This window comes from Pseudomonas sp. JQ170C (genome assembly GCF_035581345.1).
Taxonomy (GTDB): domain Bacteria; phylum Pseudomonadota; class Gammaproteobacteria; order Pseudomonadales; family Pseudomonadaceae; genus Aquipseudomonas.
The window spans coordinates 786,880-810,084 of the sequence record NZ_CP141608.1; the positions used below are offsets into that span (position 1 = coordinate 786,880).

The window sequence follows — 23,205 nt, forward strand, 5'->3', positions numbered from 1 at the left end:
GCCTCAGCGCTCGGGCTTGCCGTCCAGCGGATCGCGCCGGGCAAGCTCAGCTTCATCCAGGCCGGTGCCGCCACCGATATCGTCTTCATCGACCAGGCTCAGGTCCCAGTCGGCGGGGTTGTCTGCGCCGTCTTCAGTGGCCGAGCGGGCACCGTCTTCATGAATCAGGGTTTCCGGGCTCAGGTCATCGTCGGTGGGCTCGTGGTCGTCGCTTGAGGCGCCGGTCATGCCGGCTTCGCGTACGCGCTCGGCGGGCATCAGTTGCTCGCGCTCCTGATCGGGAATCAGGTCACCGATCTTTTCGCTGGGCGTATCATCGTCAAAATCCAGGCTTTCCATTGAGCCCATGCGGTCTTCGAGGGTGTCGATGGGGGCGGGTTCCGGGGCGTGGGGCGGGCGTCTTGAATCGTTCATGGGGCTTTTCTCCTGCAGGTGCCTGTCTTTGGGTGGACCGGGCCCTGGCGGGAAGATTCAAAGGCGTGACCCGAACGGGGTCTCGCCTGTCACAACATGCGCATCAACCATGAGGCTTGAACATGCACGACCTACAAGAACTGATTGATAACAACGCGCGTTGGGCTGATGCAATCAAGCAGGAAGACCCGGATTTCTTCGCCAAGCTTGCCCGCCAACAAACCCCCGAATTCCTCTGGATCGGCTGCTCCGATGCCCGTGTACCGGCCAACGAGATCGTCGGCATGCTGCCGGGCGACCTGTTCGTCCACCGCAACGTGGCCAACGTGGTGCTGCACACCGACCTCAACTGCCTCTCGGTGATCCAGTACGCCGTGGACGTGCTCAAGGTGAAGCACATCCTGGTGACCGGCCATTACGGTTGCGGCGGTGTGCGGGCCTCGATGCAGGACCGTCAGTTGGGCCTGATCGACGGCTGGCTGCGCTCGATCCGCGACCTGTATTACGAAAACCGGGTGGAGCTGGGCAAATTGGCCACCGAAGAGGAACGTGTTGACCGCTTGTGCGAGCTCAATGTGATTCAGCAAGTGGCGAACGTCGGTCACACTACCATCGTCCAGAACGCCTGGCACCGTGGCCAGAGCCTGTCGATCCATGGCTGCATCTATGGCATCAAGGATGGACGCTGGAAGAGCCTGAACGCCACCATCAGCGGCCTGGACCAGCTACCGCCGCAATACCGCCTGTGCCCGCAAGACTGACCCCTGTAGGAGCGGGCTTGTCCCGGGTACAAACCGGAGACATCGTTTACATTTCAAACCGGGGACATGGTTTACAGGCTAATACGCATGATCAGGAGGTATCTGATCATGCCCTGGAACCAAGAGTCCCCCATGAATCAACGCATCAGATTGATCAGCGACTGGCTTTGCGGTGACTACACCAAGAGCCAGCTCGCACGACGTTTCAACGTCAGCCGTCCCACCGTGGACAAATGGATCGCCCGCTACACCGCTGCTGGTGCCAGCGGGCTGGTCGATGCCTCGCGCAAGCCGCACAGCAGCCCTCATCAGGTCGATGATGAAATCCTGATGCGCCTGATCGCCATGAAAGAGGCGCACAGCAGTTGGGGGCCGAAAAAACTCATCCAGCTTCTGCACCTTGAAGACCCATCCGTCGCCTGGCCCGCGCCAAGCACGGCCGGGCAATGGCTTGATCGCTGTGGGCTGGTGAATAAGCGCCGCCCCAAACGACGCTACGGCAAGAGCGCCACGCAGATGCGTGAGGCCAACGAGCCCAATCAGACCTGGTGCGCGGACTACAAAGGCCAGTTCAAAATGCTGAATGGCCAGTGGTGTTTTCCTTTGACGGTCACCGACCATGCCTCTCGGATGATTCTGGCCAGCCGCGCGCACGCCAAGGTCATGACCCAGCCGGTGCGTCAGACGTTTGAGCGGTTGTTCGAGGAACACGGCATGCCCGATGTCATCCGCAGCGATAATGGCATCCCGTTCGCCTCCCCAGGCTTGGCGCGGATGTCGACCTTGGCGGCGTGGTGGATCCGGCTAGGCATCTATCCCGAGCGAACCGGGCTGGGACGTCCGGACCAGAATGGTCGACACGAACGCATGCATCGCAGCTTGAAGGCCGAGCTTCCACTGGGGCAAAACTTCCTGGAACAGCAGCTTCTGCTGGAGCACTTTCGCCACGAGTTCAACCATGTGCGCCCTCACGAAGCGCTTGAAATGAAGCGCCCGGGCGAACTGTATGTGCCATCCAATCGCCCTTATCCGGGCTGTTTGCCCGATGTGGAATACCCGTCAGAAATGGTGGTACGAAGCGTCAGACAGAACGGCTCGATCAAATGGAAAGGCAAGCTGCTCTTCGTCAGCGAAGCCCTGGCCGGCGAGCGGATAGGGCTTAAGGAGGTGGAGGATGACACCTGGGAGTTGTACCTGTGTGACTATCCCTTAGGGAGGCTGGGACGCGGTGAGAACCGCGTCCAGGCCTAAAATGTGTAAACCATGTCTCCGGTTTACGGTGTAAAGGATGTCTACGGTTGTACACCCGCGATAGCAGTAGCCCAGACTACGCTGATCACGGGGCAAGCCCGCTCCTGCAATGTCATGGATCAGATGGGGGAAGGGACGATGAAGCTCTGGAGCAAGGCCGGACTCGGCACAGGCGTTCTACTGGCCGGGCTGTGCAGCGCCCATGCCGACCCACGCGATCTGTACATGTTCGCGCAATGGGCCGGTGACCATGAAACCCGCGCTTTTCGCGAAATGCTGGTGGATGCGCGCCTGTACGGCGTTGTGCCGATCTACCAATTGCTGCGCTCGGCCAGCGACTGGCGCCTGTGTCACGCCGAGCCCTTCGCCGTGACCCCCGCCAGCCAGTGGCCAGCGGTGCGCTCTACGGTGCAGCTGCTCAAGACGTTGGGCGATCAGGGTATCTTGCGGCAGTTTGAAGTGGTCTCGGCCTATCGCGACCCGCAGCTCAATCGCTGTGCCGGCGGTGCGGTGGCCAGCGCCCATACCCGGGCCTTTGCCGTGGATGTACTGCTGCCGCGCTGGACCGACCCCACGCCGCTGTGCACGTTCTGGCAAACCCACGGCAAGGCCTGGAACATGGGCCTGGGCCGCTATCCGTCGGGCCGCATTCACATCGACACTGCGGGGTTTCGCACCTGGGGCGGGGACTTCAGTGCCAACTCGTCGTTCTGCGCCTTGCCAGTGGCGGGCAAGCCTCAGAGCAAGTGAGCCAGGCAGGCCTGCGCTTCTTCGCTGACCCACTGCGCAAAGCGCCGGCATTTGTCGTCGGCCAGGATCGGTTGCGGGCACAGCAGGAAGTAGGCCGATTGATCCTGCACAAAGCTGCGCGGCGCGCGCAGCTGGCCGCTGTCGATTTCATCCTGGACCATCAGGAACGACGCCATGGCCACGCCGAGCCCCGCCACGGCCGCCTGGATGCACAGGTAGAAGTGTTCGTAGTCGGTGCGGCTGGCGCCGTTGGCCGATTCGCCACTCAGGCGCAGCCAGGTGTTCCACGCCCCCGGGCGTGAGGCGCTGTGCAGCAGGCGCTGGCCGTCGAGGCTGTCATCGGGCAGCGGCAGGTGCGCGCTGCACACCGGCCCCACCCATTCGTCGCAGATCTTCAGGCTGTGCAGGTTGGCATCCCAGCGAAAGTCATCGCGGCGCAGGGCCAGGTCGACGCCGCTGCGCGAAAAGTCGATGGGCCCGCCGGCCGCCACCAGGTGCAGGTGAATGTCGGGATGTGCGGCATGAAAGGCCGGCAGCCGCGGAATCAGCCATTTCATGGCGATGGTCGGTTCGCACGACAGCACCAGCACGTTTTCCCGGGCTTGTTGCTGCAAGCGGTACACCGTTCCTTCCAACTGCTCGAAAATCGACTGCGTGGTGCCGTGCAAGGTGCGTCCGGCGGCCGTCAGGAAGATCGCCCGGTTGCGCCGCTCGAACAACTGCACACCCAGTGACTCCTCCAGCAGGCGCACCTGGCGGCTGACCGCGCCATGGGTGACGTTGAGCAGTTCGGCGGTGCGCACGAAGCTCTGGGTCTGGGCGGCGACATCGAAGTAGCGAAAGGCGGAGAGGGCTGGCAGTTTCATATCTGTGAGAAAAACTAGCGGATTTCCAACACTATAAATCGCTTTTGGCTCGCCATTAAGCTTTCGATAATGGGCGTGCACGGTGCTATCTGTGCAATTGCCTAGCAGATCGAGGAGCTTTTCGTGAATGAACTCATAGCCGTTGCCCTGTTCACCATCCTGGCGGTGATCAGCCCCGGCGCCGACTTCGCCATGGTCACCCGCAGCAGCTACGCCTTTGGCCGCCGCGCCGGGTTGTCGGCAGCGCTGGGCATTGCCCTGGGGGTGCAGGTCCATGTGCTGTACACCGTGTTCGGCATCGCCGTGATCATCAGTCAGTCGCCGGCGCTGTTCATGGCGATGAAGGTGGTGGGGGCGGGGTACCTGGTGTACCTGGGCTACAAGTCGCTGACCAACACCACGCGAATCTCGCTCGACGATAGCGAGGCATCAAACCGGCTGGGGGTGCTGGCGGCCTTTCGCTCGGGCTTTTTGACCAACGCAATGAACCCCAAGACCATGTTGTTCGTGGTCAGTGCCTACACGCAGGTGGTGCAGCCGGGCAGCTCGCTGGTCAGCAGCCTGGGCTACGGCCTGTTCATGTCGGTGGCGCACTGGGTGTGGTTCAGCCTGGTGGCGATCTTCTTCTCATCCCACGGCCTGCGCCGGATCATGCTCGAGCGTCAGATCCTGGTCGACCGGGTGATCGGCGTGGCGCTGATCGGCTTGGGCCTGGCGGTGGTGATGGCCAGCGTGCGCTGAACGTTTCGCGGGCCAAGCCTGCAGTAGGAGCGGGCTTGTCCCGCGATCAAAAAATCAACGCATAAAAAAAGGGCCTACCTTTCGGTAAGCCCTTTTTAGTACTTGGTGGCTACACAGGGACTTGAACCCCGGACCCCAGCATTATGAATGCTATGCTCTAACCAACTGAGCTATGTAGCCAAGTGGCGCGCATTATTCGCTCGAAACGAAGTTGTGTCAACACCTCTTTCAAAAAAATTTTACGCGCGATCAACCGCTTAGCCGATTACCGGCTCAGAAGTCGTATTTGAACGTGGTCATCAGGTTACGCGGCGCGCCGTAGTTGCCGTAGGACGAGGCCATGGAGAAGTACTCGCGGTCGAAGGCGTTGTTCAGGTTGACGGTGGCGCTGAGGTTTTTGCTGATCTCATAACGCGCCATGAGGTTGACCAGCGCATAGCTGCCTTGATCGAAGCTGTGCAGGTCCTGGCCCACCTTGCTCTGCCAGTTAACCCCGCCCCCTACTGTCACTTTGTCGAGCATGCCCGGCAGGCGATAGCTGGTGAAGGTCTTGAGGCTGTGGCGCGGCACGATGGTGGCAATGCGTTCATCCTGATTGTCGGTGGTCAGGGTGTAGGTATAGCCCGCCGACGCCTGCCAGCCTTGCGCCAGCTCGCCATTGAGCTCCATCTCCAGGCCCTTGGAGGTGGTGTCCTGTTTGGCTTCGTACACGTTGTCATGCATCCAGATCGCCAGGTTGTCCTGTTCGAGCTTGAACAGCGCCAGGCTCGAGTTCAGCGCGCCATCGAAGTGATTGCCCTTGATGCCGACTTCATAGCCCACGCCTTCCATGGGGTCGAGCGGCTGGTTGTTCGCATCGGTTACCCACGAGGCTTGCGGGTTGAAGATCTTGGTGTAGCTGGCGTACAGGGCCCAGGTCTCGTCGAGGTCGTAGACCGCACCGGCGTAAGGGATGAAAACGCCGGTCTCCTTGCGATTGACCTCGGTGGTAGCCCCGCCGTACGGACGGTCTTCGGTGTCGCGCCTCCAGTCGATCACCCGGCTGCCGAGGATCAGGTTCAGGTCATCGGTCAGTTGCAGGCGTGACGTGAGGTAGGCCGCGTACTGGGTCTCTTCCATCGAAGATTTGCCGCTGATGCTCCAGTCCGGTTCGGGCTGTTTGCCGTTCCAGTCGAAAATGTTCTCGACCGCCGCGCCGGGTGTGGCGTTGTAGTCGTAGCGCCAGCCGCCCCAGCTCGGTACGTTTTCGTTGTACCTGGACAGGGTCACGCCGCCGATCAGCTCGTGTTCCCGATTGAACAGGCTGAACGGGCCCGTCACGTACACATCGAGGTTGTCCTGGCGCGGGGTGCCGGAAAAGCGCACCGGCAGCTGGCTCAGGCCGCTGCCATCGGGTTGCAGGTCGCCCATGAGAAAGCCGAACACTTCGTCGAACTGGTTCTCGGAGTGGCTGTACTCGACCTTGCCGCTCCAGCCGTTACCCAGTTGCTGCTCAATGGAGGTAAAGAAGCTGGTCTGCTCGTGGTCGTTGTACGACCAGGTCGGCGCCATGTTGATCGAACGCTTGAGGTCCGAGCGTTCACCGGTGCTGAAGCGGGTGGGCAAGCCGGTCCGCAGGGGCGAGTCGACGTCGGTGCGCTGGTAGCTGAAGCCCATGGTCAGCAGCGTGTCTTCGCTCAGGTCGAATTCGGTGATGCCGTAGAGCAACTGGCTTTCCAGCTTGTAGCGGTCAACCCAGGCGCCTTCGGTCTTGTAGTCGGCGACCAGGCGGCCGCGGATGTTGCCGGTTTCGGTCAGCGGCCCGGACACGTCGAAGCCGGTACCGTAGCGGTCCCAGGTGCCGGCCGAGCCGGTGACGCTGGCCTGGGTGTCGGCGGTGGGGCGCTTGCGGATCAGGTTGATGGTCGCCGAGGGGTTGCCCATGCCACTGATCAGGCCGCTGGCGCCCCGCACGATTTCGATGCGGTCATACATCGCCATGCTCTGGGTGTAGTTGTCCATGCGCGAGATGGTCGGCACACCGTCGATCTCGTAGTTCTGGATGACGAAACCGCGCGAGTAGTAGGTGTCGGTTTCCGCGCCCAGGCCGTCGCGTACCACGATGACGCCTGGCGTTGCCTCCAGGGCGTCGCTGAGGTTGGTCAGGCGCTGGTCGTCCAGGCGCTGGCGGGTCATCACCGTCAGCGACTGCGGGGTTTCCTGGGGCGTGAGGTTAAGGCGCGTCGAACTGCTGGAGGAGTAGGTGGTGTACAGCCCCGTGCCTTCGGTGGTGGAGCCCGGTGCCTTGCCGGAAATGCTCAAGGCATCCAGTTGCAGGGCGTTGCCCAGTTCCACGGGCAGGTCGATCACGAAGCTGCCGGCATTGGGCTGGCTGAGGCGGGCATTGCTACCGGCGGTCAGGGCCTGGAGCGCCTCGGTCGGGCTCAGCGTGCCCTGCACACCGGGCGAAGTGCGACCGGTCAGCTGACTGGCGTCGTAGATCACCTGCAATCCGCTCTGGGCGCTGAACTGGTCCAGGGCATCGGCCAGGGGCTGGGCCTTGATGTTGAAGTCCAGGCGCTGGGCCTGGCCTTGCGCGGCGGCGGGTTGTGCCGCCAGGGCAGCCAGCGGCAGCGCCGAGAGCAAGGTGGTTGCAAGAATGGCGCTGGCCAGTGGCAAGCGGGCGAAGCCGAAATCGCGTGGGTACTGCATGTGTTCTCCCCCAGAAAGTGCAAATGCTAATGCTTCTTATCCGAGGTGTGACGCAGCAGCGAACGGAATTACCGCAGGCCGCGAAAATTATTTACCGGGGCCATCAGCGCACGAGAATCAACTGCCCGGCCAGGTTGTGAATGTTCAGGTCCTGGCTCTGGGCCAGGGCGTCGAGTGCGTTGTCGGCCTTGTCGAGGTTGAAGCTGCCACTGACCAACCGTCGTCCGACCTGTTCATCGAGCAGTACCAGCCGAGCGCCCTGATAACCGGCCAGTTGTTCGAGTACCTGGCGCAGTGGCACCTCGCGAACGCGCAACTGTCCATCGCGCCAGGCCGTCAGGCGTTCGGCATCGACAGCCTGCACCGCGTCCAGGCGCTGGCTGTTGAAGGTGACGCGCTGGCCGGGGTCGAGCAGGCGCTTCTGGCCATTGTTGCTGACTTCGACCTTGCCCTTGAGCAACACCACCTCGTCGTGATCCTTGGCCCGGCTGACGGAAAAACGTGTCCCCAGCACCTGCACCTGTGCGCCATCGACCTCCACGACAAAGGGTCGGCCGTCATGGCTCACATCAAGGAACAGCTGCCCCTGAACCAGGCGGATTTTGCGCACCGGCCCCCGCAGGTCGACATCCACGGCGCTGGCACTGTCGAGCACCAGCAGCGTGTCGTCGGCCAGGCGCAGGTGACGGCGTTCGCCGGCCGAGGTGGCGTAGTCGCTGTTCAGTCGCTGCAGAGTGGGCAGTTGCAGCACCAGCAGGCCGCTGACCAGTATGATGCACGCGGCCACCGCCAAACGCCGCCAAGGACGTTTGGCCGGGCGGTACTCAGCGCGGCGCACCCGGCGCGCCGGCAGTTCCAGCTGTTGCCAGAGCTGCTCGAGTTCGGCAAAGGCCCGGGCGTTTTCCCGCTGTTGGTGCCATTGCGCGAAGGCCAGTTGCTCGGCGGCGCTCAGGTCGTGGGCGCGCACACGGGTAAACCAGTCCAGGGCTTGCTGTTCCCGGTCGCCCGGTTCGATCGTTGACGTAGTTTCAGGCGATGGGTTCATGGCGAGACATCTTTGTGTTGGGCATGAAGTGCAGCCGCGGCGCAATGGCTCAGGGCCTTGTTCAGGTGACGCTCGACGGCGCGCGGGTCCAGCCCCAGGCGCGCGGCGATGTCCTTGTAGCTCAGCTGTTCGACCCGGGCCAGCAGGAACACCTCGCGGGTGGGCGAGGGCAGGCCGTCGATCAGGCGTTCCAGGTGGTCGAGGGTATTACCGGCCACGGCGCTGCGCTCCGGTGAGGTTTCATTGAGCAGCAGCCCCAGCGCCTGTTCGTCGTTGACGCCGCGTACCTGGGTGCGACGGGCATGGTCGATGCTCAGGTTGTTGGCAATGCGGTAGAGAAAGGCGCGCAGGTTGCCCACCTGGCCACGCTCGCTGTGCATCAGGCGGACGAAGGCATCCTGTAGCAGGTCCAGGGCCGTTTCCCGGCAACGTACCCGCCGGGTAAGGAACGCCAGCAGTTCGCTGCGATGACGCTGGTAGAGCAGCGACAGATTGCGTTGATCCTGGTTGTCGGGCATGGCGAATGCGGCCTCTGGACAGGCGGGCAGTGGGGGTTTGCAAGATTCGGCGATGCTAACGTTATTGAGAATTATTAACAAGCACGTCTGTCGGGAGCCGCGGAAAAGAATAATGCGCTTGCTAACGAATTCTGGATAATTGGATCCCGCCTACCGAATGGACGCTTTTGTCATGGCTGTGAGCAGTGCCTCGTCAACTTCACCCGCCAGCACCGCGACTGCCCAGAGCAGCCCGCTGGTCATGCGCATCATTGCCGCCTGCGCCCTGGCGCACTTGATCAACGACCTGATCCAGGCGGTGCTGCCTTCGATCTACCCATTGCTCAAGGCCAACTATGGGCTGACCTTCACCCAGGTGGGCCTGATTACCCTGACATTCCAGATCACCGCTTCGCTGCTGCAGCCGTGGGTCGGCTTTTACACCGACCGAAAGCCGATGCCGAACCTGCTGCCGCTGGGCACCCTGTGCACCCTGGTGGGGATCGTCATGCTGGCCTATGTCGGCAGCTTTGCGATGATCCTGCTGGCGGCGGCGCTGGTGGGCATTGGCTCCTCGACTTTTCACCCCGAGACTTCACGCATTGCGCGCCTGGCCTCGGGTGGGCGTTTCGGGCTGGCGCAATCGACCTTCCAGGTGGGCGGCAACGCCGGCTCGGCCTTCGGCCCGTTGCTGGCGTCGGCGATCATCATTCCCTTCGGCCAGGGCAACGTGGTGTGGTTCGGCCTGTTCGCGATCTTCGCCGTGCTGGTCACCTACGGCCTGAGCCGCTGGTACAAGGAGCACCTGAACCTGTTCAAGGCCAAGCAAGGCCAGCGCGCCACCCATGGCCTTTCGCGCCAGCGGGTGATCGGGGCGCTGGTGGTGCTGGGCCTTCTGGTGTTCTCCAAGTACTTCTACATGGCCAGCTTCACCAGCTACTTCACGTTCTACCTGATCGAGAAGTTCGACTTGTCGGTGGGCAGCTCGCAGTTGCATCTGTTCCTGTTCCTGGGCGCCGTGGCGGCCGGTACCTTCTTTGGCGGGCCGATTGGCGACCGTATCGGCCGCAAGGCGGTGATCTGGTTCTCGATCCTGGGCGTTGCGCCGTTCACCTTGTTGTTGCCCTACGTGGACCTGTTCTGGACCAGCGTGCTGAGCGTGATCATCGGCTTTATCCTGGCCTCGGCGTTCTCGGCCATCGTCGTGTATGCCCAGGAGCTGGTGCCGGGCAACGTCGGCATGATCGCCGGGATTTTCTTCGGCTTGATGTTCGGTTTTGGCGGCATCGGCGCCGCGATGCTGGGTTACCTGGCCGACCTCAAGGGCATCGAGTACGTCTACAGCCTGTGTTCCTACCTGCCATTGTTCGGCCTGCTGGCGATCCTGCTGCCCGCTACCGGCAAGCGTTGAAGGCTCAAGCACGGGCTATTGACGGGTGGCATGGGTTCTCCTAGAGTGCCGCCCGTCCTTTACTGCGTAGCCGACGAATGAATCGCTCCAGCCTCCCTTGCCAGTACTGCCAGCCGGTCATCCTGACCCGCTGCTGCGATTGGCCGAGCGATACCGTCCTCAAGCGTCGGCGCAGTGTGCTCTTCGCCTTCACCTTCTCCCCACCCCGTCAGGCCCTCTGACAAGGCTGTCGTGTGCCCGGCGCTTTGCCGTGGCCTGGCCTGTGTGTACCTGAATATTTTATCGGTCGTGTTTACCACGCCTGGGGGCGGTGTCGCTCCTGTGCGGGTGGGTGGAGTTGTGATGAACAAGCGTTTTCTGGCGGGCCTGTTGTTCGCCGTGTCGGTGGTTGGTTTCAGCCTGGGGGCGAGCCTGCCACTGGTGTCCCTGCGTCTGCTCGAAGCGGGCGCCAGTACCCTGCAGATCGGGGTGCTTTCGGCCATTCCGGCGGCGGGGATGATGCTCTCGGCGTTCATGGTCGATGCCTGCTGCCGGCACCTGACCCGGCGCACCATCTACTTGCTGTGCTTTGGCTTGTGCACCTTGAGCATCGGCTTGCTGGAGTGGGCGTTCTCCTCGATCTACCTGCTGGGCCTGTTGCGCCTGGGGCTGGGGATCGGCATGGGCATCGCCATCATCCTGGGCGAGTCGTGGGTCAATGAACTGAGCCCGGAGCACAACCGCGGCAAGATCATGGCGCTGTACGCCACGGCCTTTACCGGTTTCCAGATGCTCGGCCCGGCGATGCTGGCGCTGGTGGGGGCGCAGAGCACATCGGTGACCGCCGTGGTCACGGCCTGCTACGGCCTGGCGTTGCTGTGCATTGTGCTGACGGTGCCCAACGACCATGTCGAGCATGGTGAGGAAGGCGAGAAGAGCTTCTCGCTGGCAGGCTTTTTCCGTGTGGCGCCGGCGCTGTGCATGGGCGTGTTGTTCTTCTCCTTCTTCGATGCCGTGATCCTTTCATTGATGCCGGTGTATGCCTCAAGCCACGGCTTTGCCGTGGGTGTGGCGGCGTTGATGGTCACCGTGATCCTGACCGGCGACATGCTGTTCCAGCTGCCGCTGGGCTGGCTGGCGGATCGCAGCGAGCGCACCCTGGTGCACTTGGTGTGCGGTGTGGTGGCGATGCTGATCGGCATCGCCTTGCCGTGGTTGCTGCAGGTGCAGTGGCTGCTGTGGCCAGCGCTGGTGTTGCTCGGTGCGGTGGCGGGCGGGGTGTATACCCTGGCGCTGGTGCTGATCGGCCAGCAGTTCAAGGGGCAGGACCTGGTGACCGCCAATGCCAGTGTCGGCTTGCTGTGGGGCGTTGGCAGCCTGGTCGGGCCGCTGGTCAGCGGTGCAGCGATGGACGTGGCGCCGCATGGCTTGCCGATGGCGCTGGCGGTCATGGCCGCGTTGTTTGTGTGCTTTGCGCGCAATGCCAATCGCAAGGCACGCGGCTTGCGCAAGAGCGGGCTTGTCTCGCGATAGCGGTAATCAAGCCCCGTCGTATCGTGGGACAACGCTCGACAAACCTCTTTTTCCAACCACCAATCCCTTCACCCACTCCACGTGGGTGGGGTCTTGGTGGCTGCCGGCGCATTAGGCTGCACTTATCGTCACGCGCCGGTCTGCCCGGGGCGTGATTTGCCCGAATTGAAGAGGTACGCGTTGTGAACCGGAGTATTTCCACCCTCTCCAGCGGCAGCCGCACGCTCGATGGCGGCGTCATGTTCGGCGCTACCCCACGAAAAGACTGGGCAGCGGTGATCGAACCCGACCACGAGAACCAGGTGCAGTTGCCCTCACGCGCCTTGCTGGTGCAGCAGGGCGACAAGAACATCCTGGTCCTGGCAGGCACCGATGCGCTGCTGGCGCCACTGCCGCGCACCTGTCGTTGCCAGAAACACACCCACGGCCTGCTCGACAGCCTGGCCCGGCACGGCCTGGGCGAGCACGACATCCATGCCGTGGTGCTGACCCACCTGCAAGCCCTGGTGTCGGCCGAGCTGCGCCATGCCATCGAGGACGGCGACACCCCGCGCCTGCTGTTTCCCACCGCGCGCTACATCACGGGCAGGCGTCATTGGCTGCGGGCATTGCGGCCGCATCCGCGTGATCGCGCGATGTTCATCAACCCGATCCTGGGCCAGCTGCAAGTCAGCGAGCGCCTGGAGCTGGTCGATGAAACCAGCGAAGACGTGCTGGGCAGTGGCTGGCGTTTTCATTTCAGCGATGGGCACACCCCCGGCCAGCTGTTGCCTGAAATCGACCTGCCCGGTGGCTGCGTGGTGTTTGCCGGCGACCTGATTCCCGGCACTCACTGGCTGAGCCTGGACGCAGGCAGTGGCTTTGATCGCAACCCCGAAGGCCTGGCCGACGAGAAGGAGCGCCTGCTCGACCACCTGGTGGCCAAGCGGGGGCGGTTGGTGCTGGCGCGTGATCCCAGCGTGGCAATGATCAAGGTGATGCGTGACCGCAAGGCACGCTACGCACCCTATGACCAGTACGCCCGTCTGCGCTCCTTCGACAACTGAGCGCAAGACGCAGGCGTAAAACACAGCCCGCCCACTCACTACGGGTGGGGCCGCCGACCGTGCGCTCTGCTTTACTCGCACCCTCAAAAGCCCCGCCCGATACGAGTACTGAGCCATGAGTGAATACACCGCGCCGCTGCGCGACATGCAGTTCGTCCTCAACGAACTCGGCAACCTGGACCAGGTCCGCCGCCTGCCTGGCTGCGAAGACCTGGGCAGCGATCTGGTCGATGCCATCCTCAACGAAGCCGGCAAGTACGCCCAGGGCGTGCTCTCGCCGCTCAACGTCAGCGGCGACCGTGAAGGTGCACGCTGGGTCGATGGTCAGGTGATTACGCCCAAGGGCTGGCGTGAAGCCTATGAACAATTCGTTGAAGGCGGCTGGAACGCGCTGTCCTGCGACCCGACCTTCGGCGGCCAGGGCTTGCCACGGCTGGTCTCGGCCCTGGTCGAGGAAATGTGGAACGGCGCCAACGTCTCGTTCGGCCTGTGCCCCATGCTCACCCGCGGCGCCATCGAAGCCATCGAACTGCGCGGCGGCGACCTGCTCAAGCACACCTATCTGGCCAAGATGATCAGTGGCGAGTGGACCGGCACCATGAACCTTACCGAGCCCCAGGCCGGTTCCGACCTGGCCGCCGTGCGCAGCCGCGCCGAACCCCAGGACGACGGCAGTTACCGGGTGTTCGGTCAGAAGATATTCATCACCTACGGCGAGCACGACCTGACCGACAACATCGTCCACCTGGTACTGGCCCGGGTGCCTGGCGCACCGGAGGGGGTCAAGGGCATCTCGCTGTTCGTGGTGCCCAAGTTCCTGGTCGAAGCCGACGGCAGCCTGGGGGAGCGTAACGATGTGCGTTGCGTGTCCATCGAACACAAGCTCGGCATCCACGCCAGCCCGACCGCAGTGCTGGCTTTTGGTGACAAGCAAGGGGCCACCGGCTGGCTGGTGGGCGAAGAGAACCGCGGCCTGGAATACATGTTCATCATGATGAACGCGGCGCGCTTCTCGGTTGGCATCGAAGGCGTGGGCCTGTCCGAGCGTGCGTACCAGCGCGCCCGCAGTTATGCCCGCGACCGGGTCCAGGGCACTGAGATCGGGGTGAAAAGCCGCGACAAGGTGGCCATCATCCGCCACCCCGACGTGCGCCGCATGCTCCTGTCGATGAAGGCCCGCACCGAAGCCATGCGCGCCCTGGCCTGCACCGTGGCCGCGGCCATGGACAGTGCCGAGCGCAATGGCGACCCGCAACAGCGCGAGCTCGACCAGGCCTTTGTCGATCTGATGATTCCGGTGGTCAAAGGCTGGAGCACCGAGCAATCGGTGGACATCGCCTCCCTTGGCGTGCAGATCCATGGCGGCATGGGCTTTATCGAAGAAACCGGCGCGGCCCAGCACCTGCGAGATGCCCGCATCACCACCATCTATGAGGGCACCACCGGAATCCAGGCCGCCGACCTGATCGGCCGCAAGATCGCCCGTGACCAGGGCCGGGCCATCGGTTGGGTGATAGAACAGATTCGCCAGGTGACCCAACAACTGTTGGCGGCCGACGACCTGACACTGACGGCGATCGCCGCTGCCCTGGGGCAGAGCGTCAGGGCGCTGGAGCAGGCTGTGGCCTTCATCGTCTCGAACTACGACAGCCGTGTGGCGGCTGTCAGCGTCGGCGCGGTGCCCATGCTGGAGCTGTTCAGCACCGTGGTCGGTGGCTGGCAGCTGGCCCGCTCGGCGCTGGTGGCGCAGCAACGCTTGCAGGCTGGCACCGGCGAGCAGGACTTCTACAGCGCCAAGCTGGTGACGGCACGCTTCTATGCCGACCACCTGCTCTCCCGTGCTCCAGGCCTGGCCCATGTGCTGATCCAGGGTGGTGATGCGGCCTTGGCGCTTGCCGACGATCAGTTTTAGGACTCGCCGCTTGCTGATCGGGTCAGCAAGCGGCAGTAACGCAGTGCCGGCGACGGTGGGTTCGTCGGCCTGCTTTCTTGGGCCGTCGATGTGACGGCCTTTTTTTGTTCTTCACGGATTGTCGGGAAGGTTTGGCTTGGGTGGTGGTGGTGGTGGTGGTGGTGGTGGTGGTGGTGGTGGTGGTGGTGGGGAGCTTATCCATTTTGTGTGGTGGGGCCACTGGCCCCTTCCGCCCTTACGGCGGCTTACTTTTTTTCAGTCGAAAAAAAAAGTAAGCAAAAAATTCTTGCCCCACCAGGGGCCCTGCGCTTCGCTCCGGGTCCCCTCGCTACGGTGTCGTTACGGGGCATTGCGAGCTACGAGTTGCAAGCAACTCTACGCTTCGCAACTTCGGCCACGGCCGAAGGCGCTTCGCGCTAGCCCCTCCACGACACCTACGCTCGGCCCTTCTGGTTAACGGGGCGGGTGGATCAAGATCAAGAGCACAATTCGCTGCGCTCTTGCTTTTGGACCACGGTGGGTCAGTAAACACAGCTTTTGCTTTTGCTTTTGCTTTTGATCTTGCTTTTGATCTATCTGCCCCGTTAACCAGAAGGGCCGAGCGGAGGTGTCGTGTAGGGGTGAGTGCGAAGCACCTTCGGCGTTAGCCGAAGTCGCGAGACGTAGACTTGGCGAAGCAAGTCGTAGGCCGCGATACCCCGTAGCGGCACCGGAGAGAGGGGACCCGTAGCGAAGCGTAGGGCCCCTGGTGGGGCGAGAATTTTTTGCTTACTTTTTTTTTCGACTGAAAAAAAGTAAGGCGCCGTAAGGGCGCAAAGGTGACTCAGCGCCGCCTTGGCAAACGGATAATCCCGCAACACTCAAAGCCACAAAGCCACAAAGAACATCAAACCCGTAAATCCGTGAAGAACCTTTTTTATCTGCAGGCGCGGGCTTGCCTCGCGATACGATGATGGCTTCACTATCGCAATCGCGGGCAGAGCCCGCACTGACCAGGCGGCGGTACGCGCGAACAGGAGAGTCACAGGTCATGAATCAGGAACGCCAATCACTGAACTACCCCTGTGGTCCCGCGCCAGAGCCAGGCTCGGCGGTTGAAATTGCCCCGGGGGTTTTGTGGCTGCGCATGCCGCTACCGATATCGCTGGATCACATCAATCTGTATGCGGTACGCGACGGTGAAGGCTGGGCGATCTTCGATACCGGCATGCACACCCCGGGTACCGTCGATGCCTGGCAGGCCCTGCTTGCCAGTGACGGGCCACTGGGTGGCCTGGGCATCACCCGGGTGTTCGCGACCCACATGCACCCCGACCATATCGGCATGGCCGGCTGGCTGAACGAGACCTTGGGCTGTGAGCTGTGGATGACCTTTGGCGAGTACATGAATTGCCGGGTGCTGGTAGCCGATTGTGGGCGCGCGGCACCCGCGCAGGGCGTGAACTTCTATCGGCGCGCCGGTTGGGAGGCCAAGGCCATCGAGAACTATCGCGTGCGCTTTGGTGGCTACGGCCGCTACATCACGCCATTGCCCCAGGGGTATCGGCGCCTGCGTGACGGCGACAGCTTGCGCATAGGCGAACATGACTGGCAGGTGGTGGTGGGCGAGGGGCACTCACCGGAGCACGCATGCTTTCATTGCCCGGCGCTGCAGTTGTTGATTTCGGGCGATCAGGTGCTGCCGCGTATTTCTTCCAACGTCTCGGTGTTTCCTACCGAGCCCAATGCCGATCCGCTGGCGTTGTGGTTGGCGTCGCTGGAGAAGCTCAAGCGCCAGGTCCCCAATGACGTGCTGGTGCTGCCGTCTCATAACGAGCCGTTCAAGCCGTTGCATGCCAGGCTCGATCAATTGCACGACAGTCAGCACCGCGCCATCGAGCGCTTGCAGCAAAAACTGCTGGAGGGGCCGATGCGTGCGGTGGATCTGTTCAGTGTGTTGTTCAAGCGCACGATCGACGATGGGGTGCTGACCATGGCCACCGGGGAGTGTCTGGCCAATCTCAATTACCTGTTGCATCGGGGGTTGGTGCAGGTGACGGAGGATGATGAGGGGGTGGCGTGGTATAGCAGTGCGCGGTAGCGACCCATCCGGGGCATCGCATCGCGGGGCAAGCCCGCTCCTACCGGTAGGAGCGGGCTTGCCCGGGTACAAACCGGAGACATCGTTTACATTTCAAACCGGGGACATGGTTTACAGGCTAATACGCATGATCAGGAGGTATCTGATCATGCCCTGGAACCAAGAGTCCCCCATGAATCAACGCATCAGATTGATCAGCGACTGGCTTTGCGGTGACTACACCAAGAGCCAGCTCGCACGACGTTTCAACGTCAGCCGTCCCACCGTGGACAAATGGATCGCCCGCTACACCGCTGCTGGTGCCAGCGGGCTGGTCGATGCCTCGCGCAAGCCGCACAGCAGCCCTCATCAGGTCGATGATGAAATCCTGATGCGCCTGATCGCCATGAAAGAGGCGCACAGCAGTTGGGGGCCGAAAAAACTCATCCAGCTTCTGCACCTTGAAGACCCATCCGTCGCCTGGCCCGCGCCAAGCACGGCCGGGCAATGGCTTGATCGCTGTGGGCTGGTGAATAAGCGCCGCCCCAAACGACGCTACGGCAAGAGCGCCACGCAGATGCGTGAGGCCAACGAGCCCAATCAGACCTGGTGCGCGGACTACAAAGGCCAGTTCAAAATGCTGAATGGCCAGTGGTGTTTTCCTTTGACGGTCACCGACCATGCCTCTCGGATGATTCTGGCCAGCCGCGCGCACGCCAAGGTCATGACCCAGCCGGTGCGTCAGACGTTTGAGCGGTTGTTCGAGGAACACGGCATGCCCGATGTCATCCGCAGCGATAATGGCATCCCGTTCGCCTCCCCAGGCTTGGCGCGGATGTCGACCTTGGCGGCGTGGTGGATCCGGCTAGGCATCTATCCCGAGCGAACCGGGCTGGGACGTCCGGACCAGAATGGTCGACACGAACGCATGCATCGCAGCTTGAAGGCCGAGCTTCCACTGGGGCAAAACTTCCTGGAACAGCAGCTTCTGCTGGAGCACTTTCGCCACGAGTTCAACCATGTGCGCCCTCACGAAGCGCTTGAAATGAAGCGCCCGGGCGAACTGTATGTGCCATCCAATCGCCCTTATCCGGGCTGTTTGCCCGATGTGGAATACCCGTCAGAAATGGTGGTACGAAGCGTCAGACAGAACGGCTCGATCAAATGGAAAGGCAAGCTGCTCTTCGTCAGCGAAGCCCTGGCCGGCGAGCGGATAGGGCTTAAGGAGGTGGAGGATGACACCTGGGAGTTGTACCTGTGTGACTATCCCTTAGGGAGGCTGGGACGCGGTGAGAACCGCGTCCAGGCCTAAAATGTGTAAACCATGTCTCCGGTTTACGGTGTAAAGGATGTCTACGGTTGTACACCCGCGATACTCAATTGGCCTCTTTCACCGCACTCAGAAACGCCCGCGTCCGCTCCTGCTGTGGGTTCTCGAAGATCTGCTTCGGCGTGCCTTGCTCGTGGATCTGGCCCTTGTAGAAAAAGCACACCCGATCCGCGAACTCGCGGGCAAACCCCATCTGGTGGGTCACCATCAGCATGGTCAGGTTGTGCTCGCTGCCAAGCTTGCGAATCACGTTGAGCACTTCACCACACAACTCCGGGTCCAGCGCCGAAGTGACCTCGTCAAACAGCATCACCTTGGGCCGCATGGCCAGCGCCCGGGCGATGGCGACCCGTTGCTGCTGCCCGCCCGACAACTGCGAGGGGTAGTGATCGAACTTGTTGCCCAGGCCCACCAACTCCAGCAATTGCGCGGCGCGCTCGCGGGCCTCCGCAGGCTTGACCCCCAGCACCTGCACCGGCGCCTCGATCACGTTCTGCAGGGCGGTCATGTGCGGGAACAGGTTGAAGCTCTGGAACACCATGCCGATCTTGGCGCGTACCTTGCGCACATGGCGATCATTGGCCGGCACCAGGACGCCGTTGCGGTTGCGCATGTGGGTCAGGGAGTCGTTGTCGACCTCGATCATGCCTTCATCGATGCCTTCGAGGGTCATCAGTACCCGCAGCAGGGTCGATTTGCCCGAGCCGCTGGGGCCGATGATGGCGACTTTCTCCCCGGGTGACACGCTGAGGTTGAGACGGTCCAGTACGGTAAAGCTGCCGTAGCGCTTGGTCACGTCGTTGAAGCTGACGATGGACTGGGCACTGTCCAGGGCAGGCGTCGCCACCTGCTGCAGCGGGTTGGTGTTGACGGCAAGGGTCGAGACGGGCGCGATCATTAGCGTAACTCCAGGCGCACTTCGAGGCGCCGAACCAGGTAAGCCAGAGCAACGCTCAGGGCCAGGAAGAACAGGCCGACCAGGGTGATCGGTTCCAGGTAACGGAAGCTCTCGGAGCCTGCGTTTTTGGCTTGCTGCATGATTTCCACCACGGTGATCGCCGACAGCACGGGCGTGTCCTTGAGCATCGCGATCAGGTAGTTGCCCAGCGGCGGCAGGATCGGCCGGATCGCCTGGGGCAGGATGATGGCGCGGTAGGCAGTCCAGGGTGCGAAGTTCAGGGCGATGACCGCTTCCCACTGACTGCGCGCCACCGAGTCCAGGCCACCGCGGTACACCTCGGCGATGTAGCAGGCGTAGTGCAGCCCGATACCGAGTATCCCCGCCTGCATGGCCGTGAGGCTGACGCCGTAGTTGGGCAGTACGTAGTAGAGGAAGTACACCTGGATCAGCAGCGGCGTGCTGCGGATGAACTCGATCAGCAGGGTCGTCGGCCACGACAGCCAGACCTTGCGACTGCGCCGGCCTATGGCCAGGAACAGTCCCAGGACGATGGCGATCATAAAGCCCACCAGGGTGATGCCCAGGGTGTTGAGCGAAGCGCGTAGCAGGTCGGGAAGAATCTGCCAGACGTAGTTCCAGTCCCACAGGTTCATGACAGACCTCCACGCAGACGACCACGGCTCAAGCGGCGTTCAAAGCCACGCATGGTGAAGTTGATGACCTGGGCCAGGACGAAGTACATCACCAGGGCCAGGCTGAAGATTTCCAGGGTCTGGAAGGTCGCCTGGTCCAGCTGGCGGGCCCGGAAGCTCAAGTCCGACAGGGTGATCAACGACACCAGCGAGGTGTTCTTGAGCAGCTCGATCAGCAAGTTGGTGCCCGGTGCGATGGCCGCGAGCAACGCCTGGGGCAGGATGATCCGCCGAAAGCGTGTGCGCGCTGGCATGTTCAGGGCAATGGACGCTTCGTACTGACCCTTGCCGACCGAACTGATGGCACCGCGCATCACCTCGGCACCGTAGGCGCCGATGTGCAGGCCCAGGCCGACGATGGCCACGGTGTAGGCGCTCAGCTCGATGTTGAAAGGCGGCAGCGGCAGGACGAAGAACAGCCAGAACAACTGCACCAGCAATGAGGTGCCACGAAACAGCTCGATGTAGGCCACGCAGAACCAGCGTAGCGGCCGCCAGTTGGAGAGGCGCCCGAGGGCGGCGAGGATCGCGGCCACCACGGCCAGGATCGAGCCGAAGAAAGTGACCTGGATGGTGATCCAGGCACCCTGCAGTAACAACGGTATCAATTCACCCATGGTTCGACCTGACTATTCAGACTACGCAGGGAACGGCATGGCAGGGGCCATGCCACCTCGACTCACTGGGCGCAGAGCTCGGCAGCGGTCTTTTTGGTCACGTTGGACTGGTCGAAGCCAAAGGGCTCGACGGCCTTCAGATGCTCTTCGCTGCCCAGCCACTTCTGCAGCTCGGCGTTGACCGCATCGCGCAGCTCCTTGTCTTCGGGGCGGAAGGCCAGGGCGCCGTAGCCGGTGTGCGACGGGTCATCGGTGAAGTCGCTGATGGCCTCGACTTTTTCACCGCCTTTCTTGGCCAGGCCCTTCATGGTCAGTTGGGTGCCGACGGCTGCATCGGCGCGACCGGCGCGCACGGCCTGCAACTGGGCGGTGGTGTCGGGGACCTGGAGAATCTGTGCTTCTTTGACGCCGGAGTCGCGGGCGTAGGCCAGGTTCACGGTGCCGGCCATGATCGCCAGCTTGACGTCGGGGTTCTTGGCCACGTCGGCATAGCTGTGCAGGTTTTTCGGGTTGCCCTTGGCCACCAGCAAGGTGTCGGGCAACTGGTACTGCGGGTCGGTGAAGATCACCTGCTTGCAGCGCGCCGGGGTGATGTACATGCCCGCGGCAATCACGTCGAAGCGCCCGGCACGCAGGCCCGGGATCAGCGAGCCCCATTCGGTGAGCACGCCATCGACTTTCTTGATGCCCATTTTCTCGAAGATGATCTTGGCGATTTCCGGCGACTCGCCAGTGACCCGGCCGTCGGTTTCGGTAAAGGCGAAGGGGGTTTCGTTGGCATAGCCGATGCGGATGCTGTTGTTCTGCTTGATCGTTTCGAGTGTGGTTGCCGCCTGGGCGCTGGCCATCAGGCCGAAGGCGGCGCAGGCAAGCACCAGTTGCTTGAACGGTGTTGCTGCGTTCTTGAACGTTGGGCTCATCGTTGAAATCTCCTGTTTGTTATACGTCCGTCGCTGACGGCACTGTGTTAGGAGGCAGTGGAGCAAGAACTTCAAACGTGCAGGGCCGTTCCTTTTTGGAGCGGGCAAACGGTGGATCCGTTCCGGCACCGGTCGAGTTGGCTATTGTTGACGCCGGCGAACCGGGCGAATGATCGACCTTGGACCGAGCATACAAAAGCTGCGCCAGCGATTGCATTGCACTAGGACAATTGCCTGCAATCGCTTCCCGGGTGATGCTGTGCATCCCGTCAGTCCTTGCGGTGCGATCACTATGGAAAGCTGGAAAACGGCCCTCGGCACGGCGCGTATCGGCGAGTCGAAGTACAAGATTCTGGTGCAGGCCATCACCCGCGAAATCGAGCAGGGCCAACTGGTCAACGATCAGCGCCTGCCGCCCCAGCGCCAGGTGGCCGATGCGCTGGGCATCAGTGTGCAGACCGTAACCAATGCCTACAAGGAGCTGGAGCGCCAGGGCCTGGTGCGTTGCGAGATTGGCCGTGGCAGCTTCGTCACCCGGCGCATGAGCGATCGTGTGGCCAATGACATTCTCGATGCACCGGAACGGGCCCTGGTGGATTTCTCCATCACCCGCATCCTGCACACCCAGGCCCATGAGCGGATCTGGCGCGATACCTGTGCAGAGTTGAGCGTTGAAGAGGATCAACCGTGGATTCATGCCTTTCGTCCCATCGCCGGGTTCGAGGCACACCGCGAGGCCGCCGCGCAGTGGGTGCGCGGCCTGGGGCTCGACGTGGCGCGCGAGGATGTGCTGATCACCAACGGCGCGGCCCATGGAATCTTCCTGGCGCTGGCCTCGCTGGCAGGCCCGGATGATGTGGTGTTGTGCGAAGGCCTGACCGACCACGGCGTGATTGGCAATTCCCAGGTGCTGGGCTTCACCCTCAAAGGCCTGGAGCTGGACCGCGACGGGATTGATCCGGAGCATTTCGAGGACATGTGCAGCAACGAGCGCATCACTGCGCTGGTGTGTACGCCGAACCTGAACAACCCCACCACCAGCCTGATGCCCGATGCCCGGCGCCGCGAGATTGCCGCGATTGCCCGGCGCTTTGGCGTGCATATCATCGAAGACGATGTGTACGGGCCGCTGCTGGGGGAGCGCCACGCGCCACCGCTGAGTCATTACGCGCCGGAGCTGTCGTTCTACTGCACCAGCATGACCAAGTCGGTGCTCACGGGCCTGCGCGTGGGTTACCTGGCAATGCCCAAGCGCCTGGCGCTGCGCACCGAAAGCATCCTGCGGGTCAACAGCTGGATGGCCACGCCCATGGTCTCGGAGATCGCCAGCCGCTGGATCCGCGACGGGCGTGCCGAGACGCTGGTGCAGTTGCAGCGCAAGCTGCTGGGGGCGCGGCAGGCCATGGTGCGCGAGTACCTTGATGAGTATCTGCTGGGGCACCATCCCCAGGCACTCAGTGCCTGGCTGGGCATTCCTGCGCACTGGGAGGTGGACAGCCTGGTGCGGGCTCTGCGCCACCGGCACATCGCCGTGACACCGCCCGAGCCGTTCCTGGTACGGGGCACACCACGGCCGCGGGCGGTGCGTTTGTGCGTGGGCGCCGAGTGCAGCGACAAGGAAATGCGCCAGGCGCTGGCCGGCATGCGCGAGCTGTTCGGGCAGTATCCGCAGATCCACGACTTCTGATTGCACAGCGAAAATAAAAATCTGGGTAAATTGACCTAGTACATTCATCACGACAATTTGCCGCTCTTACACTCCGCCCAACACCAGACCTCCTGTTGGGAT

The 23,205-nt window shown here is 62.5% G+C and carries 21 protein-coding genes and 1 tRNA gene; 12 read left to right on the plus strand and 10 right to left on the minus strand.

Going from position 1 to position 23,205, the window contains the following annotated elements:
* Positions 1 to 3: 3 nt before the first annotated feature.
* Positions 4 to 414, minus strand: coding sequence for a serine kinase/phosphatase (locus U9R80_RS03440; RefSeq protein WP_301842511.1), 411 nt, complete (start codon positions 412 to 414; stop codon positions 4 to 6).
* Between the two features lie 122 nt (positions 415 to 536).
* Between U9R80_RS03440 and can the strand changes: the two genes are divergently transcribed.
* The 3 genes from can to U9R80_RS03455 all read left to right on the plus strand — a co-directional run bounded on the left by can (position 537) and on the right by U9R80_RS03455 (position 3,176).
* Positions 537 to 1,175 (plus strand): carbonate dehydratase, encoded by a 639-nt coding sequence (gene can, locus U9R80_RS03445; RefSeq protein WP_301842508.1) that lies wholly within the window; start codon positions 537 to 539, stop codon positions 1,173 to 1,175.
* A gap of 108 nt (positions 1,176 to 1,283) precedes the next feature.
* On the plus strand, positions 1,284 to 2,426 hold the full coding sequence (locus tag U9R80_RS03450; protein WP_442964933.1) for a helix-turn-helix domain-containing protein: 1,143 nt from the start codon (positions 1,284 to 1,286) through the stop codon (positions 2,424 to 2,426).
* 138 nt (positions 2,427 to 2,564) lie between these two features.
* On the plus strand, positions 2,565 to 3,176 hold the full coding sequence (locus U9R80_RS03455; protein WP_301843401.1) for a D-Ala-D-Ala carboxypeptidase family metallohydrolase: 612 nt from the start codon (positions 2,565 to 2,567) through the stop codon (positions 3,174 to 3,176).
* Here the strand turns inward: U9R80_RS03455 and U9R80_RS03460 are convergent.
* The gene (locus tag U9R80_RS03460) at positions 3,164 to 4,042 is read right to left on the minus strand and encodes a LysR substrate-binding domain-containing protein (RefSeq protein WP_301843402.1); all 879 of its coding nucleotides are present in this window, start codon (positions 4,040 to 4,042) and stop codon (positions 3,164 to 3,166) included. The genes U9R80_RS03455 and U9R80_RS03460 overlap by 13 nt on opposite strands.
* A gap of 123 nt (positions 4,043 to 4,165) precedes the next feature.
* Here U9R80_RS03460 and U9R80_RS03465 point away from each other — a divergent pair, with 123 nt between their 5' ends.
* Positions 4,166 to 4,783 (plus strand): LysE family translocator, encoded by a 618-nt coding sequence (locus U9R80_RS03465; RefSeq protein WP_301843403.1) that lies wholly within the window; start codon positions 4,166 to 4,168, stop codon positions 4,781 to 4,783.
* 103 nt (positions 4,784 to 4,886) lie between these two features.
* Here the strand turns inward: U9R80_RS03465 and U9R80_RS03470 are convergent.
* From U9R80_RS03470 to U9R80_RS03485, 4 genes are all read right to left on the minus strand, one after another.
* Positions 4,887 to 4,963, minus strand: a tRNA-Met gene (locus tag U9R80_RS03470).
* A gap of 93 nt (positions 4,964 to 5,056) precedes the next feature.
* Positions 5,057 to 7,474 (minus strand): TonB-dependent siderophore receptor, encoded by a 2,418-nt coding sequence (locus U9R80_RS03475; protein WP_301843404.1) that lies wholly within the window; start codon positions 7,472 to 7,474, stop codon positions 5,057 to 5,059.
* Between the two features lie 103 nt (positions 7,475 to 7,577).
* Positions 7,578 to 8,519: a FecR family protein gene (locus U9R80_RS03480; RefSeq protein ID WP_301843405.1), complete on the minus strand. Its 942-nt coding sequence runs from the start codon at positions 8,517 to 8,519 to the stop codon at positions 7,578 to 7,580.
* On the minus strand, positions 8,516 to 9,037 hold the full coding sequence (locus U9R80_RS03485) for an RNA polymerase sigma factor (RefSeq protein ID WP_301843406.1): 522 nt from the start codon (positions 9,035 to 9,037) through the stop codon (positions 8,516 to 8,518). Before U9R80_RS03485 ends, U9R80_RS03480 begins: the two co-directional genes overlap by 4 nt.
* 172 nt (positions 9,038 to 9,209) lie before the next feature.
* Between U9R80_RS03485 and U9R80_RS03490 the strand changes: the two genes are divergently transcribed.
* From U9R80_RS03490 to U9R80_RS03520, 7 genes are all read left to right on the plus strand, one after another.
* On the plus strand, positions 9,210 to 10,427 hold the full coding sequence (locus U9R80_RS03490; RefSeq protein WP_301843407.1) for an MFS transporter: 1,218 nt from the start codon (positions 9,210 to 9,212) through the stop codon (positions 10,425 to 10,427).
* A 342-nt stretch (positions 10,428 to 10,769) separates the two neighbouring features.
* Entirely contained in the window at positions 10,770 to 11,939 is a 1,170-nt protein-coding gene (locus U9R80_RS03495) for an MFS transporter (RefSeq protein WP_301843408.1), read from the plus strand.
* A 182-nt stretch (positions 11,940 to 12,121) separates the two neighbouring features.
* Complete coding sequence (locus tag U9R80_RS03500; RefSeq protein ID WP_301843409.1) at positions 12,122 to 12,985, plus strand: MBL fold metallo-hydrolase; 864 nt, start codon at positions 12,122 to 12,124, stop codon at positions 12,983 to 12,985.
* Positions 12,986 to 13,100: 115 nt separating this feature from the next.
* Positions 13,101 to 14,897 carry an acyl-CoA dehydrogenase gene (locus U9R80_RS03505; RefSeq protein ID WP_301843410.1) on the plus strand — a complete coding sequence of 599 codons (1,797 nt, stop codon included), beginning with the start codon at positions 13,101 to 13,103 and terminating at the stop codon, positions 14,895 to 14,897.
* A gap of 104 nt (positions 14,898 to 15,001) precedes the next feature.
* Positions 15,002 to 15,172, plus strand: coding sequence for a hypothetical protein (locus U9R80_RS03510; protein WP_324804804.1), 171 nt, complete (start codon positions 15,002 to 15,004; stop codon positions 15,170 to 15,172).
* A gap of 755 nt (positions 15,173 to 15,927) precedes the next feature.
* Entirely contained in the window at positions 15,928 to 16,977 is a 1,050-nt protein-coding gene (locus tag U9R80_RS03515; RefSeq protein WP_301843447.1) for an MBL fold metallo-hydrolase, read from the plus strand.
* A 148-nt stretch (positions 16,978 to 17,125) separates the two neighbouring features.
* Complete coding sequence (locus tag U9R80_RS03520; RefSeq protein WP_442964933.1) at positions 17,126 to 18,268, plus strand: helix-turn-helix domain-containing protein; 1,143 nt, start codon at positions 17,126 to 17,128, stop codon at positions 18,266 to 18,268.
* Between the two features lie 64 nt (positions 18,269 to 18,332).
* Here U9R80_RS03520 and ehuA read toward each other — a convergent pair whose 3' ends face one another.
* The 4 genes from ehuA to ehuB form a co-directional block, all read right to left on the minus strand.
* Entirely contained in the window at positions 18,333 to 19,184 is an 852-nt protein-coding gene (gene ehuA / locus U9R80_RS03525; protein WP_301840961.1) for an ectoine/hydroxyectoine ABC transporter ATP-binding protein EhuA, read from the minus strand.
* On the minus strand, positions 19,184 to 19,840 hold the full coding sequence (ehuD, locus tag U9R80_RS03530) for an ectoine/hydroxyectoine ABC transporter permease subunit EhuD (RefSeq protein ID WP_301840960.1): 657 nt from the start codon (positions 19,838 to 19,840) through the stop codon (positions 19,184 to 19,186). The genes ehuA and ehuD overlap by 1 nt, the downstream gene beginning before the upstream one ends.
* Positions 19,837 to 20,496 carry an ectoine/hydroxyectoine ABC transporter permease subunit EhuC gene (gene ehuC, locus U9R80_RS03535; RefSeq protein ID WP_301840959.1) on the minus strand — a complete coding sequence of 220 codons (660 nt, stop codon included), beginning with the start codon at positions 20,494 to 20,496 and terminating at the stop codon, positions 19,837 to 19,839. Before ehuC ends, ehuD begins: the two co-directional genes overlap by 4 nt.
* Before the next feature lie 62 nt (positions 20,497 to 20,558).
* On the minus strand, positions 20,559 to 21,416 hold the full coding sequence (ehuB, locus tag U9R80_RS03540; protein WP_301840957.1) for an ectoine/hydroxyectoine ABC transporter substrate-binding protein EhuB: 858 nt from the start codon (positions 21,414 to 21,416) through the stop codon (positions 20,559 to 20,561).
* Positions 21,417 to 21,708: 292 nt separating this feature from the next.
* Between ehuB and ehuR the strand changes: the two genes are divergently transcribed.
* Positions 21,709 to 23,103: a MocR-like ectoine utilization transcription factor EhuR gene (ehuR, locus tag U9R80_RS03545; protein ID WP_301840955.1), complete on the plus strand. Its 1,395-nt coding sequence runs from the start codon at positions 21,709 to 21,711 to the stop codon at positions 23,101 to 23,103.
* Positions 23,104 to 23,205: the final 102 nt, after the last annotated feature.

Coding starts and splice junctions, on each gene's coding strand:
- U9R80_RS03490 (WP_301843407.1), top strand. CDS start 9,210: ATGGCTGTGAGCAGTGCCTCGTCAACTTCACCCGCCAGCACCGCGACT.
- U9R80_RS03455 (WP_301843401.1), top strand. CDS start 2,565: ATGAAGCTCTGGAGCAAGGCCGGACTCGGCACAGGCGTTCTACTGGCC.
- ehuR (WP_301840955.1), top strand. CDS start 21,709: ATGGAAAGCTGGAAAACGGCCCTCGGCACGGCGCGTATCGGCGAGTCG.
- U9R80_RS03485 (WP_301843406.1), bottom strand. CDS start 9,037: ATGCCCGACAACCAGGATCAACGCAATCTGTCGCTGCTCTACCAGCGT.
- U9R80_RS03460 (WP_301843402.1), bottom strand. CDS start 4,042: ATGAAACTGCCAGCCCTCTCCGCCTTTCGCTACTTCGATGTCGCCGCC.
- ehuC (WP_301840959.1), bottom strand. CDS start 20,496: ATGGGTGAATTGATACCGTTGTTACTGCAGGGTGCCTGGATCACCATC.
- U9R80_RS03520 (WP_442964933.1), top strand. CDS start 17,126: ATGCCCTGGAACCAAGAGTCCCCCATGAATCAACGCATCAGATTGATC.
- U9R80_RS03440 (WP_301842511.1), bottom strand. CDS start 414: ATGAACGATTCAAGACGCCCGCCCCACGCCCCGGAACCCGCCCCCATC.
- U9R80_RS03475 (WP_301843404.1), bottom strand. CDS start 7,474: ATGCAGTACCCACGCGATTTCGGCTTCGCCCGCTTGCCACTGGCCAGC.
- ehuB (WP_301840957.1), bottom strand. CDS start 21,416: ATGAGCCCAACGTTCAAGAACGCAGCAACACCGTTCAAGCAACTGGTG.
- U9R80_RS03495 (WP_301843408.1), top strand. CDS start 10,770: ATGAACAAGCGTTTTCTGGCGGGCCTGTTGTTCGCCGTGTCGGTGGTT.
- U9R80_RS03450 (WP_442964933.1), top strand. CDS start 1,284: ATGCCCTGGAACCAAGAGTCCCCCATGAATCAACGCATCAGATTGATC.
- U9R80_RS03505 (WP_301843410.1), top strand. CDS start 13,101: ATGAGTGAATACACCGCGCCGCTGCGCGACATGCAGTTCGTCCTCAAC.
- ehuA (WP_301840961.1), bottom strand. CDS start 19,184: ATGATCGCGCCCGTCTCGACCCTTGCCGTCAACACCAACCCGCTGCAG.
- can (WP_301842508.1), top strand. CDS start 537: ATGCACGACCTACAAGAACTGATTGATAACAACGCGCGTTGGGCTGAT.
- U9R80_RS03515 (WP_301843447.1), top strand. CDS start 15,928: ATGAATCAGGAACGCCAATCACTGAACTACCCCTGTGGTCCCGCGCCA.
- ehuD (WP_301840960.1), bottom strand. CDS start 19,840: ATGAACCTGTGGGACTGGAACTACGTCTGGCAGATTCTTCCCGACCTG.
- U9R80_RS03480 (WP_301843405.1), bottom strand. CDS start 8,519: ATGAACCCATCGCCTGAAACTACGTCAACGATCGAACCGGGCGACCGG.